At 66.5% G+C, this 13,597-nt stretch carries 12 protein-coding genes and 1 pseudogene; 9 read left to right on the top strand and 4 right to left on the bottom strand.

The annotated features are described in order from the left end of the window. Positions 1-25 precede the first annotated feature (25 nt). The 5 genes and pseudogenes from DMH01_RS42690 to DMH01_RS43710 form a co-directional block, all read left to right on the top strand. Complete coding sequence (locus DMH01_RS42690; RefSeq protein ID WP_158633211.1) at positions 26-1,123, top strand: hypothetical protein; 1,098 nt, start codon at positions 26-28, stop codon at positions 1,121-1,123. Between the two features lie 22 nt (positions 1,124-1,145). Then, positions 1,146-1,634, top strand: a complete 489-nt coding sequence (locus tag DMH01_RS14420; RefSeq protein ID WP_158633210.1) for a cupin domain-containing protein — start codon at positions 1,146-1,148, stop codon at positions 1,632-1,634. A gap of 232 nt (positions 1,635-1,866) precedes the next feature. Continuing rightward, a complete protein-coding gene (locus DMH01_RS14415) occupies positions 1,867-3,000 on the top strand; it encodes a 3-oxoacyl-[acyl-carrier-protein] synthase III C-terminal domain-containing protein (protein WP_125677008.1) in 1,134 nt (377 codons plus the stop codon). Between the two features lie 1,873 nt (positions 3,001-4,873). Beyond that, positions 4,874-5,098: a helix-turn-helix domain-containing protein gene (locus tag DMH01_RS14410; RefSeq protein WP_125677006.1), complete on the top strand. Its 225-nt coding sequence runs from the start codon at positions 4,874-4,876 to the stop codon at positions 5,096-5,098. Positions 5,099-5,842: 744 nt separating this feature from the next. Then, positions 5,843-6,277 (top strand): annotated as a pseudogene (locus DMH01_RS43710) (alpha/beta fold hydrolase); the annotation flags it as partial. On the opposite strand, the gene xylA reads toward DMH01_RS43710, so the two are convergent. Beyond that, positions 6,274-7,443 carry a xylose isomerase gene (xylA, locus tag DMH01_RS14400; RefSeq protein WP_125677004.1) on the bottom strand — a complete coding sequence of 390 codons (1,170 nt, stop codon included), beginning with the start codon at positions 7,441-7,443 and terminating at the stop codon, positions 6,274-6,276. The pseudogene DMH01_RS43710 and the gene xylA sit on opposite strands and share 4 nt — an antisense overlap. 93 nt (positions 7,444-7,536) lie before the next feature. On the opposite strand from xylA, the gene DMH01_RS14395 reads away from it, so the two are divergent. Further along, on the top strand, positions 7,537-8,712 hold the full coding sequence (locus DMH01_RS14395) for an ROK family transcriptional regulator (RefSeq protein ID WP_125677002.1): 1,176 nt from the start codon (positions 7,537-7,539) through the stop codon (positions 8,710-8,712). Here DMH01_RS14395 and DMH01_RS14390 read toward each other — a convergent pair. The 3 genes from DMH01_RS14390 to DMH01_RS14380 form a co-directional block, all read right to left on the bottom strand. Next, positions 8,669-9,130 carry a hypothetical protein gene (locus DMH01_RS14390; RefSeq protein WP_125677000.1) on the bottom strand — a complete coding sequence of 154 codons (462 nt, stop codon included), beginning with the start codon at positions 9,128-9,130 and terminating at the stop codon, positions 8,669-8,671. The two genes, DMH01_RS14395 and DMH01_RS14390, sit on opposite strands and share 44 nt — an antisense overlap. A gap of 115 nt (positions 9,131-9,245) precedes the next feature. Further along, positions 9,246-9,491, bottom strand: coding sequence for a hypothetical protein (locus DMH01_RS14385; protein WP_125676998.1), 246 nt, complete (start codon positions 9,489-9,491; stop codon positions 9,246-9,248). Between the two features lie 175 nt (positions 9,492-9,666). Continuing rightward, entirely contained in the window at positions 9,667-10,149 is a 483-nt protein-coding gene (locus DMH01_RS14380) for an Lrp/AsnC family transcriptional regulator (RefSeq protein ID WP_125676996.1), read from the bottom strand. A gap of 135 nt (positions 10,150-10,284) precedes the next feature. Between DMH01_RS14380 and pdhA the strand changes: the two genes are divergently transcribed. Genes pdhA through DMH01_RS14365 form a run of 3 tightly spaced genes read left to right on the top strand, consistent with a single transcriptional unit; the run spans position 10,285 to position 13,548 of the window. Next, complete coding sequence (gene pdhA / locus DMH01_RS14375; RefSeq protein WP_125676994.1) at positions 10,285-11,373, top strand: pyruvate dehydrogenase (acetyl-transferring) E1 component subunit alpha; 1,089 nt, start codon at positions 10,285-10,287, stop codon at positions 11,371-11,373. After that, complete coding sequence (locus tag DMH01_RS14370; protein ID WP_125676992.1) at positions 11,373-12,371, top strand: alpha-ketoacid dehydrogenase subunit beta; 999 nt, start codon at positions 11,373-11,375, stop codon at positions 12,369-12,371. The genes pdhA and DMH01_RS14370 overlap by 1 nt, the downstream gene beginning before the upstream one ends. Next, positions 12,364-13,548 (top strand): dihydrolipoamide acetyltransferase family protein, encoded by a 1,185-nt coding sequence (locus DMH01_RS14365; RefSeq protein WP_125676990.1) that lies wholly within the window; start codon positions 12,364-12,366, stop codon positions 13,546-13,548. Before DMH01_RS14370 ends, DMH01_RS14365 begins: the two co-directional genes overlap by 8 nt. Positions 13,549-13,597 lie beyond the last annotated feature (49 nt).

Below are 13,597 nucleotides of genomic sequence, written 5' to 3'. Positions count from 1 at the left end.
TTCCTACTCACGACGGGGAGAAAGCATGTCAACGACCATCCATTCCGAGAGCACCCCTAGTACGCACGCCTACTCTGACGAGATCTCCGAGCGGTCAATCCATTTCGTCGGTTCACTGCCACCCGCGGCGTCCAAGACCGACATGGAAGCCATGCAATGGTTCCTCGACCATGCCGGCGACACGAACTTCCTCACGCTGCCCAGTGACCGCGACCCGCGCTGGATCATCGACTGGCTAATCAGCCTCACGAACGTCCCCGCGCTCCAACCACGCCGTACCGGCAACTCAACCGGCTATGACGACATGCCGACCTACCGCCTCGCGCCGGGCCGGTTTCTCGCGCCCGAAGACGTCTCCTTACGCCGAGTGCGTGACGTCACCGTCGCCATGTCCACGCGCCCACGCCTGCGCACGACCGGAGCCTTGCCACCGCACCAGGTATCGCTACCCAATGCGTTGGACCTCAGCTACTTCTGCTTCGGCGCTCCCCGGCCCGCCCTCGCCGCACTCCCCATCTTCCGCGACGCGCTGGTTCAAGACGTCCTCGAAATCCACAACCGCTGGGATACCGAAGTCACGTTCCAACTCGAGACGCCCGCTGTGCTCACCCTGCTCGAACGCACCCCGCGGCCATTGTGGAAGATGCTCGCACTCGGGCTCGCGAAGCAGACAGCCGAACTGATCACCGCCGCACCGCCGGAGATCAACTGGATCATCCACCTCTGCTACGGCGACCTAGCTCATCGGCCGCTGTTCGAACCCACGGACCTGGTCGCCGCCGTCCTCTACCTCAACGCCGTCGAACGCCGCCTGACCAAGGCCGGCTACCCCATGCCGACTGCGCACATTCCGCTGTGCACGGGAACCAGCGCACCATCCACCGACCGTTCCTTCTATCGCGCGCTGGGGCATCTCCGCAGCAACATCGACATCATCGCGGGACTCGTCGATGAAAACCACGCCGCAGCGTCCCTCATCGCACTTCAGCTCGCCGAGGACGAGTTCGACCGTCCAATCAGGACGATTGCCGCGGCCTGCGGACTCGGCCGACGCACACCCGACGCCGCCGCCGCCAACACGCGACTCGCCCGAAAGCTCGCCCGCACACCCATCCTCCACTAAACCACGTCATCAGGAGCAGTGCATGACCAGCACCAGCAGAGCGGTTCACCGGCCACCGACCGGAGCCGACACCCACGTCCACGACGACGGCTGCGCCAACACCTCGATCATCTACGCACCAGCCGTGCCCGTCCGCTCGGTCTCCGCCGGGCGCATGCACATCCCTGGCGGTAAAACCACCACGCCCCAACGGCACCGGACCACCGAGGCAATACTCACCATCGTCAGCGGATACTCCGCGATCCTATCCGGACACCACCTCGAGACAGCTCTGCCTCGCCCCGGCGACATGATCTACATCCCACCGGATACGCCGTACTGCGTAGTGAATCTGAGCCTCAACGCCTCCGTACTCATCACCTGTTTTCGTGGCGATCCGGAATTCAGCGCCGACATCGAGCACCTCCCCGATCTGAGGCCTCGGGTACTCCGGCAAGTGGACAAGCTCCGCAGCGACCACATGCACCGGCTCATGAGCCGCCGCACCGGTCACGTCCGCCACATCCGCTGACCCATCACACCGCCACTACGTCGTCCGGAGACCCCGATGCGAGCATCCATCCTGGCCACAGCACAGGACCTGCTGACCCACCACACCTGCGCCAGAGACGAGGCAGCTCTGTCCCTAGACGAAGTCGCGGCCTGTTCGGGTCTGTCCCGACATCACCTACGCGCCTACTACACCTCCCCCGAGGCCATCGTCCGCGACCTACACCTCCACTCGACCGGCACCAGGAGTACACATGCGCTGGACTGACATCCACGTCCGCGGCATCGGAGCCGCGCTCGGCGACCTCGTGCCGGTTCGCGAACTCACCGCCGCCTCGACGCGCCGCACCGACTCCCCGACTGGACAGCGATCCATCTCCCTCGCCCGCGGCCGAACCGGCATGGACCTCGCGGTCCAAGCAGGCCGCAACGCGCTCGCGAGCCTCGCCATGACCACCGACGGCCCCTTGTCCGTGCCCAACCTCCACTTTCACGCCGCAATCTGGCGAGGATCCCGCGGACTCGACTTCTGGTCCCGCGCCGCCTACGTCCGCTCACGCCTCGGCCTCCCCGCCGGTCCCGGCATCGCCACCGAAATCAACGCCATGAGCAATTCCCTGATCGGCGGCCTCGACCTCTCCGCACGCATCCTCGCGGGCAGCAAAGACGCCGGAACCGTCATGCTCACCGGGGGCGAAACCTTTGGACCGCCCGCCTTCGACCACCTCACGGCCGACCGCGACATCGCCTACGGCGACGGCGGCTCCGCACTCATCATCGGCCGCGAGCCCGGCCTGGCCGAAGTCCTCGCGACAAGCTCCTGGAGCGACCCCACGCTGGAACAGCTCCACCGCGGCGCGACACGGTTCCAGCCGCCCGGAACCACCGAAGTCGGGATCGAGGCCATCCGCGAACGCAAAGCGCACTACACCGACGCAGTCGGCGTCGCATCCATTCATCAGCGCAACACGGCCGGGCTGACCTATGTCGTAGCGGAAGCACTAAGCCACGCACAGCTCGACGCCGCCGACCTCAGATGGGTCCTACTTCCGCACTACGGACACCGTCTCTTGCACAGCCAGTGCCTGCAGCCACTCGGACTGCCGCCCGAGCGCAGCCTGATCCACGCCGGCGACCAATGGGGCCACGTCGGCCCCAACGACCAGCTCATCGGCCTGACTCACCTCCTCACCCGCCACGCCGTAGAACCAGGCGACCACCTCGCGCTCATCGGCATCGGAATCGGCATGACCTGGACCGCCAGCATCCTGCGCATTACCACCGTCCCTAACGAGATGCGGGACTACCAGGTACCGACTCTCCTCCCCTGGACAACCCGGACCCCGCCACTCCCCACAAGCCACGACGTCCAGGGTTCCCGCCACTAGCGCCGAACCTGCTGGTGCGCGTGAGCCCCGCACGGTCCTCGAACTCACCGGCATCCATTCCTCCCAACCGCAGCACTGGTGATCCGAATGAACGACCTCCGCAACGACCAGCCCGACCACCGCGCCGTCGACCAACCTGCTCCAGACCCCGCATGCACCGACCTCGACATCGCACTATTCGGCCCGCCGTACATCTACATCGCCGACGACAACACAGCCGTGGAAGCAGTTCACCAGCGTCCCAACCGCATCAGCGATTGGCCCCCCAACGCAGTAAGCACTGTCGGCACCCTCCACCCATCTGCCTGCGGAATCGACGTCGACCCCGGCGACACCGGAGCCCCCGCCGAAGCCGGACATGCCTTCAGCGACGCCCTCGTCTCCTGGTGCGAACGCCTCGGCCTCCCCTGGCTACGCCGCTCCTCTGGCCGCCCCGGACACCTTCACCTCATCGCCCTCGTACCACCGCAGCTCCGAGACGACCTACGTGCACTTTGCGCCCAGCTCGCACGACACCATGCGATCTCAGCGACCGTCCGCACCACACTTCGTCTCATCACAGCACCACACCGTCTAGGTCTCCCCTGTCCGATCCTCGACGGCACCCTTGAAGCACGCGACCTACCCGCGCCCAGCCCAAGCCAACCCCGATCTAGATATCAAAACCGTTCTCGGCATCCCACTGCACGATCACCGCGGGCCGCAAGCCGCTCGGAAAGCGAATACGGCGATGCTCTCGCGCGAGCCCGTGCCGGCTGGACCACGGAGCAGGCTTGGCGAGCTGCGAACCGCCCTGGGACCAAGGCAGCAGACATCGGCAAACACGCCTGGCAACGATGGATCTGGGCCCCCGCGCAGACGATCGTCGATGCCGAGCAAGACCTCACAGAGAACGCTGCGTGGAGACACTTCATGCAGGCTTCTCCCACGCAAGCACGGTACTTGGGCCACTCGCGTTGGCAAACGGAACGCTGGCTTCCCGCGCTCAACGAAGCGCGTATCGACCGCGTCCGGCGCCGCCGACTTCAACACCGGTCATCGGCTGAGTTCCGCAGGGACGATCACCGCCATCAGATCGCGCTGACGCGACAGATCCTGCACATTACAGCGTCTCTTCGCCTGCAGCACTCATCCGTCAAGCAAACCGCCTTAAAACCTTCAACCCTGTATGCGGCTCTCGATGCTATCGCGGTCGCTATCGTCACCCGATCCGGGTCCCTATCGGTCCGCTCATGGGCCGAGAGGTCTCTCCTTGATCCAAAATCAGTGCGACGAGCGCGCGATACAGCTGAGCAGTTTGGCCTCATCCACCGCACTCACAGCTACCGAGGCGGCACCAAGGACTGCGACAGCTGGCAACTCACAAAGCACTTAAACGAAATAGTGGCGAATTGCCTTGCCCAATCCCCCACTATTCTGTACACCCCCCACGCGACCTCCTACGGCACGGCGAACTATCAGCGCCTGCGACGCACCCATCTAGATGAACGAACGGCATGGCACTCACGCTGGAATCAAGCACGTCAGGAGTTCGTCACCCGCACTGCCAACTGCCCAGCTACCACTTCCTCAACCCCCAAGAATCGCACACAAAACGCGGGGCCAACATTTTCACCCAACCTTGCGCGTCACACAGAAAAGATGACCGTCAACTCACCGCGAAATAGATTCAAGAGCATACGCTCCCATCCAACACAGAGACGCGCACCTTAAGACGAGCATTAACCTTGCCTCAAATGAATTTCAGAGGGTCCCAAAATTATACATCGCGTCAACGAGCGGCATAGGACTCCAGTTTTCAAAGTGCTGCTAGATCGACATCAACCCATTACCCGACATGCTCAATGAGAACTCCGCCTGAAGGTGGCGAAGAATGATCAACAAGCAATCCAACAACATCGAAACCGGCATCGCGCCAACCGCTTGGCTCTCACCTCGCGAAGTTGGCGAAATAATTGGCAAGTCCAAATGGACGGTCCACTCGATGTGCCGAAACGGAACTATCGGTTCGCGCCGCGTCGGCAACCGCTGGAAGATCAGTGGAGCGCATTTGATTGAACTCCTGACTGGCAGCGACCAGTCAGATGCGGACAGGTGAACCACCAACGTGGCAACCTTCCACTTCTGTGGATATACCGCCGACAGCACGCTTGACTCAACACGTGCGGACCTACGCCGTCTCATCGATCGACGTAAGCAGGATCTCGCCATGGAATGACACATCCCGAGAGTCACCAAGCGTCACTAGGACCGACTTGAGTGTCGGACTTTGTGGCAATGTCGCCAGTAGCCCGCCTTTAACTCTCCATACGGCAAATCTTCGCACCACTTACCCCCGCCTTATCGCGCGAAAGTCCAACTTGCAAGGTGTCGACCTTGATCGCCCCGGCTACGTACCGGAAACGAATGCGGCTGACACGCTCCGTAGGCGGCGAGCAGCGCCCACATGCCCTTCCCTGCAGGACGGCAATGCTCCCGGATCGCCGCCAACTGCCGATCCGACTCCACAGCATTTCGCTGGCTCTGCCGCCGTGATCTCACACCACGAACCTGTAGGTTACGTGGCGACCCTGGTCAAGGAATCACGAAGCCCACAACGGCGATCAACCCTAGCAGTGGCCCACGAGCCACCCATCGCGAACGTCCAGGTGCGTGTCCAGCGAGATTCTCTCTTTCCTGCGCATCGACAGCGGGACTGACACGCCCATGCCTTATCCATGCCTTTGCATCCCTCCCCTGGACTCCGCGCCTTTCCGGTACGCTCCGACCCGCCTGAACCACCGCCGTTTGGCAGCCCCGACCTTCTCCGGTAGGCTCCCGAACACTCCGAAGATGAGAGAACCAGTATTACTTCGCCACCGAGCGCGGCATCCTCGGCTACACAGAGAACCGCCACGACTTCAACAAGCTGATCTGGAAGATCGCGTCGCCGAAGTGGACCTTCGACGACGCGACCTACGACCGTTCCGCGGCCTGCTTCGACAACCCGGACCACGTCGCCATCGTGATCCACAACTACCGGTGGCGGTTGAGCCTCGCCGACGGCGACCCGAAACTCGACGTGCTGGAAGCGAAACTCGCGCAGGGGCCGGCGGTTTCGGTGCCCACCATCACGATCGGCAGCGATTTCGACGGCCCGAACACCGACGGCAAGGCGTACCGGTCGAAGTTCTCCGGCAAGTACGAGCACCGCGTCCTGAACGGGATCGGCCACAACGTGCCGCAGGAGGCCCCGGCGGAATTCGCCAAGGCCGTCCTCGACGTCGACCGGTTCTAGCGTGCCCCGGTGAGGTGTTCGAGGGCCAGCTGGGACAGGCGGATGAAGCCGTAACCGCGTTCCGCGGCCTTGTCCGGGTCGAAGTCCTCGAACGTCGACCGGTCCGCCAGCAGATCCGCCGCCGTCTCGCCCTCGTCGAGGGTCGGCGTCGCCAGTTCCGGGACGAGCGCGGCGTCCAGCGCGGCGCGCACCTCGGGATCTTGGCGGAAGGCGCGGGCGCGTTCCGCGAAGAGGAGATAGCTGGCCATGTTGGCCTCGGCACTGGCCCAGACGCCGTCCATGTTCTCCGTGCGCAGCGGCTTGTAGTCGAAATGCCGCGGCCCGTCGTAGCCGCCGTGCTCCAGCAGATCGACCAGGAAGAACGACGACAGCACGTCGCCGTGCCCGAACACGAGGTCCTGGTCGAACCGGGGGCCACGCTGGCCATTGAGGTCGATGTGGAACAGCTTGCCCTGCCACAGGGCCTGCCCGATGCCGTGGACGATGTTGAGCCCGGCCATCTGCTCGTGCCCGACCTCCGGGTTCACGCCGACGATCTCGTGGTTGTCCAGCGTGGAGATGAACGCCAGCGCGTGCCCGATGGTCGGCAGCAGGATGTCGCCGCGTGGTTCGTTCGGCTTCGGTTCGAGCGCGAGCCGGAGGCCGTAGCCCTGGTCGATGACGTACTGGGCGAGGAAATCGATGCCCTCGCGGTAGCGGTCCATCGCCGCGCGAACGTCCTTCGCGGCGTCGGTCTCGCTGCCTTCCCTGCCACCCCAGAGCACGAACGTCGACGCGCCGAGTTCGGCGGCGAGGTCGAGGTTCCGGAGCACCTTCCGCAGCGCGTAGCGACGGACATCGCGATCGTTGCTGGTCAGGCCGCCGTCCTTGAAAACGGGGTGGCTGAACAGGTTCGTGGTGACCATCGGGACGACGAGACCGGTGTCGGCGAGCGCACCCTGGAAGCGCTCGAGGTGCCGCGCGCGTTCCGCGTCGGCCGAGCCGAACGGGACGAGGTCGTCGTCGTGGAAGGTGATCCCCCAGGCACCGAGATCCGAGAGACGGTGCACGGCTTCGACCGGATCGAGCGGCCGACGGCTCGCCGGGCCGAACATGTCGTTCGCCTGCCAGCCCACGGTCCACAGCCCGAAGCTGAACTTGTCCTCACGCGTCGGTGCCTGAGCCATCTCGCCTCCCAATTAGTTTGATGCCTGAACTTATCGACGCCCCTGCGGCGGGTCAAGGCTTTCGTTCAGGCATCGAACGAATACAATCGCGCGATGATCGGCACGCGTCCGGCGGGACAGCACACCGTGCGGCAGCACAACGCCGCCCTCGTCCTCGGCGCGATCGCGGACGGACCGGGCACGTCGCGAGCAGGTCTCGCCGCCGCCACCGGGCTCACGAAGGCCACCGTGTCGACCGTGGTCGACCGCCTGATCGCGGCGGATCTCGTGGCCGAAGGCGAACCCGAACAGCGTGTCGGCCCCGGACGGCGCGGCACCGTCGTGTCGCTCTCCCCCACCGGCCCGCACGGGCTCGGGATCGAAATCGGCGTCGACTACCTGGCGTCCTGCCTCGTCGATCCGACCGGCACCGTCCGGGCGCAGGAGGTCCGGTACGCGGACAACCGGACCCCGCGCGTCTTCCAGCGCGTCTCGGCGTTCCTGCGCAAAGCACGCAAGCAGGCGGAGGCGCTGGGCGTCCCCGTCGGCGGCGTCGGTATCGCGGTTCCGGGCCTGGTCGAATCCGGGCTCGTGCGGCTGGCGCCCAACCTGGGCTGGCGCGACGTCGACCTCGCCGACCGGCTCGGCGAGACGTTCACCGTCGCCAACGAAGCGAACTTCGCGGCACTCGCCGAACTCTGGCATGGCTCGGCGTTGCCGGATTTCGTCCACGTGTCCGGCGAGATCGGCATCGGCGCGGGCATCGTGCTGGACCGCGCCCTGTTCGAGGGCGTCCGCGGCGCGGGCGGCGAGATCGGCCACCTGCCGGTGGCGCCCGACGGCCCGCCGTGTTCCTGCGGCGCGAACGGTTGCCTGGAACGGATGGCGGGACAGGAGGAGATCCTGCGTCTCGCGGGCGCGGAATCGGTGGACGACTTGGTCTCCGCGCTGGAATCCGGCGACGACACGGCGGTTTCCGCGGTGACCACCGCCGCTGGGCATCTCGGCGTCGGACTGTCCACTGTGGTCAATCTGATGGACGTTCCGGCGGTGGTGTTAGGCGGAACCTACGCGCGGCTGGAGCCGTGGCTGCGTGAGCCACTCCTCGCCGAGCTCGAACGCCGCGTACCCAGTACGGCATGGTCGCCGGTGCGGGTCGTCCGCTCGGCGCTCGGCACCGGAGCCGCCGTACGTGGGGCCGCCGGCTCGGTGATCCGCGGCATCCTCGCGGACCCCGAGCACTATCTCACGACTCACTGGCCATCCGATCAGGACGCTCAGGGTCACTGACCTCCGGCAGCAACGGCTCGATCGCCTGCGCCCGGCGTTCGATGTCGGGCCTCCTGGCCCGCCGCGCGTAGTCGATGAGGGCTTCCCGGTCGTCCTGAGGAAGCCAGCCCTGCTCGCTCCCGGTCTCCAACCGCACGAGGTACTGCACCAGCTCCACCGACTCGGCACCGAACTCCCGCATCCGGCGCGTCAGCAGTTCCGCCGCCGCGAGATAGCCGTTGTTCCACGCGTGGACCGCCAGCAGCTGCGCCGTCGCGGCGAGGATGTCGCCGAGATGGAACCCGCCCTCCGCCGCGAGATGCCCCGCGAGGCGGAAACTGCGTCTGCCCTCACCGACCGGCCCCTCCTCGCGAATCGCTTCGAGCAGCGCCCCGATCTGCCGCGTCAGGTAGTCCTGACCCGCGCCCTCCACCGTCACCGCATTCCTCCACCCAGTCGCCGCGATCGTAGGAAGGTGTCAATGGGAAGCAGGTCAGATACAGCGAATGCCGAACCGTTATCACCCGAATGGCGTGCTCGGTGGTGCGTCTCGGTCAACAGGGTGCCACGGCTCCGGTCTCGCCCGCGGCGCACCGACCCGGATGCCGGCGGAGCCACTCGTCGCGCTGCTTCTCGACGTCGCGCTGCGTCATCCCCCGTCCGGCGTTGACTGTTGTCGTCAAGGTCGTCGTGGTCGTCGTGACCGTGACGGGTGGGCGCGCGGCCGGAGCCGACCTCGCGCAGGCGACCGCCACGAAGCACACCGCGGCGACCGACAGCAGGAGCAGGACCCGCGCCATGATTCCTCCGCCTCCGCCATCGAACCCGCCTGTATTCGGCGAGAAGGCGAAGAGCGTTACAGGAAGGTGCCAGGCCGCCGCCACACGTGTCGTCTATGAAGGATTCAGGACACTCAACGTCCCAGATCCTTCATAGACGCGAGATCCCCCAGACGACACGAGCGAGGAAGATCCCTCACCACTCACGAGGGGTGACGCCTGACTGTTCCTCGAAGATCAGCCAGGTCCGTGTCGATCGCACGCCGTCCAGCGCCTGCAACCGTTCCAGCACGACGTCCCGCAGCGACGCGTTGTCCGGTGTCCGCACCAGCAGCAGGATGTCGAAGTCGCCGCCGACGAGCGAAACGTGCTCGACGAACGGGATCTGCCGCAGCTCGGCCGACATCGTCCGCCATGACGTCTGCTCGACGGTGATCAGGATGTACGCGCTTGTCCCGAGTCCGGCGCGCCGCGGGTCGATCCGGGCGCCGAAGCCGGTGATGACGCCTTCGGACATCAGCCGGTCCAGTCTCGCGTAGGCGTTGGTGCGCGAGATGTGCAGTCGCTCCGCCAGTGCGCGGACGGCGAGCCTGCCGTCGGCGGTGAGTTCGGCGAGGATCGCGCGATCGATGTCGTCGAGGGCAAGGACCGATCGTCCCGGATCGCGGCCGTGAGCCACGCCACTACTGGACGATTGGTCCGGCTGAACCGATTCTGAGGACAGTTTGTCGCTCATTTCGCGTACTTCTTGAACACTGGGACCCCGGAAACCACCATCTCAGCATCATATGTCTGTGAAAGGTGGTGCTGCGCCATGTCGCGGGAGACCCCTGCCGCCGCGTTGCTGCCGTCCGGGATCCCGGTGCGGTTCCTCGCCGAGAACGGCACACGCGTCGACGAGCACGGCGGCTATTCGGAGCCGCCGCCCGAACGGCTCGTCGAGGCCTATCGGCTGATGGTGCTCGGCCGCCGGTTCGACGCGCAGGCGACCGCGCTGACCAAACAGGGCCGTCTCGCGGTCTACCCGTCGAGTGCCGGCCAGGAGGCCTGCCAGGTCGCGAGCGCGCTGGCCCTCACCGACGCCGACTGGCTCTTCCCCACCTACCGCGACTCGGTCGCGCTGGTCGCTCGCGGGCTCGAACCGGGTGAGATCCTGACCCTGCTTCGCGGCGACGCGCACTGCGGCTACGACCCCGTCAAAACCCGTGTCGCTCCCCAGTGCACGCCGCTGGCGACGCAGACCCTCCACGCGGCCGGGCTCGCCCACGCGATGCAGCGCCGCGGCGAGGACAGCGTCGCGTTCGCGCTCATCGGCGACGGCGCCACCAGCGAAGGCGACTTCCACGAGGCGCTCAACTTCGCGGCCGTGTTCAAGGCTCCCGTGGTGTTCTTCGTGCAGAACAACGGGTTCGCGATCTCCGTGCCGTTCGAGAAGCAGAGCGCCGCCCCCGCGCTGGCGTACAAGGGTGTCGGCTACGGCGTCCGCTCCGAGCAGGTCGACGGCAACGACGCCCTCGCGGTCCTCGCGGTGCTGGACGACGCCGTCGCGCACGCGCGGTCGGGCCTCGGACCCGTTCTGGTCGAGGCGCACACCTACCGGATCGACGCGCACACCAACGCCGACGACGCCACCCGCTACCGCGACCAGGCCGAGGTCGAGAAATGGCGCGCGGCCGACCCGGTGCGCCGTCTCGAAACCTATCTGACCACCGAAAATCTGTTGTCCGGCAACGACATCGACCGATTCCGTGCCGAAGCGGAGACGTTCGCCGCCGGGGTGCGTGACACCCTCAACGCCGACGTCGAGCCGGATCCGATGTCGCTGTTCGAGCACGTGTACGCCGTCCCGACCCGCCAACTGGCCGCCCAGCGCGCGCTGGTCGCCGCCGAACTGGAGGCCTGATGACCGAGATCTCGATGGCGCAGGCGCTCAACGCCGCTCTGCGCGACGCGGTCAAGGACGACGATCGCGTGCTCATCTTCGGCGAGGACGTCGGCCCGCTCGGCGGCGTGTTCCGGGTGACCGACGGCATCACCGCCGACTTCGGCGAGGAGCGCTGTTTCGACACGCCACTGGCCGAGTCCGGCATCGTCGGCTTCGCGGTCGGGATGGCGATGGGCGGGTTCCGCCCGGTGGTCGAAATGCAGTTCGACGCCTTCGCCTACCCCGCGTTCGAGCAGATCACCTCGCATGTCGCGAAGCTGCGCAACCGCACTCGCGGCGCGCTGTCGCTGCCGATGGTCATCCGCATCCCCTACGCGGGCGGGATCGGCGGCGTCGAGCACCACTGCGATTCGAGCGAGGCCTACTACACGCACACCCCCGGCCTGCGCGTCGTCACGCCCGGCACTCCCCAGGACGCCTACGACCTCCTGCGCGACTCGATCGACTCACCGGATCCGGTGATCTTCCTCGAACCCAAATGCCGCTACTGGTCGAAGGAACCCGTGTCCTTCACCCGGGACGGCGCGGCCATGGACCGCGCGGTCGTGCGCCGCGAGGGCAAGGACGTCACGCTGATCGCGTACGGTCCGATGGTCGCCACCGCGCTGGAGACCGCGGAGGCCGCGACCGCCGAAGGCTGGGACGTCGAAGTCGTCGATCTCCGGTCGCTCAGCCCGTTCGACGACGAGACCGTGACCGCTTCGGTGCGCAGCACCGGACGCGCGGTCGTCGTCCACGAGGCGGCCGGATTCGGCGGCTACGGCGCCGAGGTGGTCGCCCGGGTCACCGAGCAGTGCTTCCACCAGCTGCACGCGCCCGTTCTGCGGGTCACCGGCCTCGACATCCCTTACCCGCCACCGAAACTGGAGCGCCATCAGCTTCCGGACGTCGACCGGATCCTGGACACCGTCGCCCGGCTGCAGTGGAACGACGAACCGGTGGTGGCCGGTGCCTGACTTCCTGCTCCCGGACCTCGGCGAGGGACTGACCGAAGGCACGATCGTCACCTGGCTCGTCGCGGAGGGCGACACCGTCGGTGTCGACCAGCCCGTCGTCGAAGTGGAGACCGCGAAGGCCGCGGTCGAAGTGCCGGTGCCGTTCGCCGGCGTCGTCACCCGCCTCCACGGCGAACCCGGTCAATCCCTGCCGGTCGGCGCTCCCCTGCTCACCATCGGCCCCGGCTTCAGCGAACCCGGCGTGACGACCGCGAGCGAAGGCAGCGGCAACGTCCTCATCGGCTACGGCACGACCACCACGACGAGACGCCGCCGGACGCGCACCGTCGTCGCGACTCCCGAGAAGCCGTCGAAGGCGCCGGGTGTGATCTCGCCGTTCGTCCGCAAGATGGCCACGGACAACAAGATCGACCTGACGAAGCTGACCGGAAGCGGTCCGGGCGGCATCATTCGGCGAGCCGACGTCGAAGCCGCGCTCACCGTCCCCGAACAGACGGACGGGGAAACGCGGATCCCGCTGACCGGCGTTCGCAAGGCGGTCGCCGACAAGCTGACGACTTCGCGCCGTCAGATCCCCGAGGCGACGGTCTGGGTCGACGTCGACGCGACCGAACTCGTCGCGGCGCGCAAGTCGCTCAACGCTTCGGCCCCGGATCGCCCGGTGAGCATTTTGGGCCTCATCGCCCGGTTCGCCGTGGCGGGCCTGCGGAAGTACCCGGAGCTGAACTCGCGTGTCGAGGGCGACGAGATCGTCCAGCTACGGGACATCAACCTCGGTTTCGCCGCGCAGACCGACCGTGGGCTCGTCGTGCCGGTGGTCCGCGACGCGGGCTCACTGTCCACAAGGGAGCTTTCGGCGGCGATTCGCGAACGGACCACACAGGCCAGGGAAGGCAAACCCGGACCGGCGGGCGGCACGTTCACGGTCAACAACTACGGAGTGTTCGGGGTCGACGGCTCGGCCGCGATCATCAATCACCCGGAAGCGGCGATCCTCGGCATCGGCCGGATCATCGACCGCGCCTGGGTGGTCGACGGCGCGCTCGTGGCGCGCAAGATCTGCGAGCTGACCCTGGCGTTCGACCACCGGGTGTGCGATGGCGGGACCGCCGGCGGATTCCTGCGGTTCGTCGCCGACTGCGTCGAATCACCGGTCACCGCGCTCGGGGAGCTGTGAGCGGGTCGCACAACCCGCGGTTGTGACCCGCCAACGACCCGTTGTTCGA

The sequence above is a fragment of the Amycolatopsis sp. WAC 04182 genome, assembly GCF_003947465.1.
Lineage (GTDB): Bacteria > Actinomycetota > Actinomycetes > Mycobacteriales > Pseudonocardiaceae > Amycolatopsis.
Note: the sequence above shows the minus strand (reverse complement) of the source record. Positions and strands in the feature narration are given on the sequence as shown.